Raw genomic sequence first — 1,941 nt, 5'->3', positions numbered from 1 at the left:
AAATGAAACCCGGCGAAAGATACGAAGTTTAAATTTTGGACTTGTTAGGCTTGTCTTTTTCTACTTATACTTCGTTGAAATTTGATTTTTAATGCTCACGTATTACATATACGCTCCGCTTAAAAATCAAATTTCGCCTCGTCTAAGCGAAAAATACTGCGCCTTGATCTTTTTTTGTTCAAATTTTTGCTAACTTAAATTTTGCTTGCTCAGTCGTAAAATTTTAATCCGCCTTGATTAAGGCAAAAATACCGCGCCTTGCTCTACTGCATTTAAATTTCTAATCCAAATTTTGTACCGTTTACATTCAAATTTTACATCAAATTTAATTTAAGCTTCCACACCGAAAAGCGTTTAAATTTAGCTATAATCGCGCAGATTTTATCAATGCAAATTTGAGTAAATTTAAAGCTCTCAATCTCCAGTCGCGCAAACCCTGCGCCCACTCAAATAACAACAAAAGGAAAAATTTGAACTCTTCAAAAACTTCACTATCTTTTTTAGTCGTGCTAAGCGCGCTTATGGCGTGTACATCACTATCTACGGACGTATATCTGCCCGCTATGCCTACGATGGAGCGACAGCTGCATGGCGATGCGGAGCTCACGATAACGGGCTTTTTGATCGGCTTTGCTATCGCGCAGCTCGTCTGGGGGCCTATCAGCGATAGGATCGGGCGTAAAATCCCGCTTTTTATCGGTATGGCGCTCTTTGCGATCGGATCAGTAGGATGCGCGATGTCAGACACTATGGCTAGTGTCGTGTTCTGGCGCGTGTTTCAGGCTTTGGGCGCATGCGTAGGACCGATGCTAAGCAGGGCGATGATTAGCGATCTTTTCGGTAGCTCGCAGGCCGCACAGATGCTCTCTACGCTAGTTATTATCATGGCGATAGCGCCGATAGTGGGTCCGTTATTGGGTGGCGCGATACTGGAGTTCGGCTCTTGGCACGGGATATTTTGGCTGATGGCGCTAGCTAGCGCGGTTATGTTTGCGATGATTTTTTCTCTGCCGGAGACCTTGCCGCCGCAAAAGCGCTCCACAAAGCCCATCGTATCGTCTTTTAGAAACTATCTAATATTATTGCAAGACGCCAAATTTATGCGCTACACTCTCAGCGTGACGTTTTTCTACGTAGCCGCCTATGCCTTTATCACGGGCTCATCGTTTGTATATATCGATTATTTCGGCATTCCTAGCAAATACTACGGATTTTTATTCGGCATAAACATCGTGGGCGTCATGGCGCTAAGTTTCGTAAATAAAAAGCTGGTAAAGCGCTATGCGCTAAACCGCCTACTCATAGTCTCCACGCTCGTTGCCGCGCTTGCTGCCAGCGTGCTGTTTGCGTTTGCGTTTTTCAAAACGGGCGGCGTTCTTGGCGTGATAATCCCGATGTTTTTCGTTTTTAGCATGAACGGCATCATCGCTTCTTGCTCCAATGCCGCCGCTCTTGATAGCGTGCCGCAGGAGATGAAGGGCTCGGCCGCTGCGCTCATCGGCTCGCTGCAATACGGCAGCGGCATCCTCTCCTCGGCGATGCTTGCGGCGTTTTCTGCGGGTACGCCGTGGACGATGTCTTGGATCATAGCTCTGTTTGTTTGGCTAAGCGCGCTCGCGGCGTATTTTAATAAGTAAATTTTAAATTGTGGCGAAATTTTATAATTTGCCATCGAGTTCAGCTCTGTTTTAAACAGACGGGCGGTTTCTTAAATTTAAACTCTAGCTAAATTTAGACCGAAATTTTTAAGTAAACTTTGCTATAATCGCCGCAATTTTGAAAAAACCGAGGAGAAAATATGAAATTGATTTACGCTGCTTGCGTGCTCGCCGTGTTTGCTTCGGCTCAGACCGAAACTTTGCAGGTGCCGGACTTTGCCAAAAGCTCGATGAAGACGCATGAGCAGGCCGAAGAAAAACTAATCGCAAATGCCCTAAAAGG

At 45.4% G+C, this 1,941-nt stretch carries 1 protein-coding gene; it reads left to right on the top strand.

Annotated features, from left to right (window positions below):
• Nucleotides 1-470 precede the first annotated feature (470 nt).
• Complete coding sequence (locus tag Q0256_RS10775; protein WP_297962925.1) at nucleotides 471-1,637, top strand: multidrug effflux MFS transporter; 1,167 nt, start codon at nucleotides 471-473, stop codon at nucleotides 1,635-1,637.
• The last annotated feature ends 304 nt before the right edge of the window (nucleotides 1,638-1,941 follow it).

The sequence above is a fragment of the uncultured Campylobacter sp. genome (genome assembly GCF_937949835.1).
GTDB lineage: Bacteria > Campylobacterota > Campylobacteria > Campylobacterales > Campylobacteraceae > Campylobacter_B.
Note: the sequence above shows the minus strand (reverse complement) of the source record. Positions and strands in the feature narration are given on the sequence as shown.